The sequence below is a fragment of the Rhizobium sp. 01T437 genome, assembly GCF_056398505.1.
This window is the reverse complement of the sequence record NZ_JBFTPM010000080.1, coordinates 1-461: the sequence shown is the minus strand read 5'-3', so window position 1 is coordinate 461 and position 461 is coordinate 1. Positions and strand designations below refer to the sequence as shown.

Annotated in this window: 1 protein-coding gene; it reads right to left on the bottom strand. The window is 72.0% G+C overall.

Going from position 1 to position 461, the window contains the following annotated elements; all coding sequences use genetic code 11:
* Positions 1–58: 58 nt before the first annotated feature.
* Positions 59–461: hypothetical protein (locus AC1DM5_RS36580; protein ID WP_477976968.1), on the bottom strand; the 403-nt coding region annotated here is incomplete at its 5' end.

The following is a 461-nucleotide window of genomic DNA, read 5'->3' as shown; positions in this document are numbered from 1 at the left end:
AGATAGGGCAGATAGGTCGGCTGCATGATCGCCGCCGTTCTCGGGGGCGAGGTCTGGTTCATCCGACCAGGGCCAGGCCGCCGGCGGCGGGCGCGGCGCGGGCCGACGCCAGGGCGGCGTCCACCTCGGCCAGCTTGGCGCTCTTGCCGTAGGGCTCCCAGGCCCCGCAGACGAAGGAGGATCCGAAGCGCTCGGTCAGCTTCGCACGCAGCTGGCCAAGGCCGGCGATGGCGTCGCGCGAGTGATAGATCCAGCGCGGCTGGGCGCCCGTATGCAGCAGGGCGCCGGTCTTCAGCGAGCCGAAGCCCGACAGCAGGCCGCGGATCTCGCCGGGCAGGGCGCGCAGGTCGGCCTCGCGCACGCACTCGGCCACCACCAGGGTCTTGCCGCCGCTCTCGTACAGATAGGCGCGGAAGCAGTCGCCCTTGGCCGTGAAGTTCTGGACGTAGACGGGGCAGGGG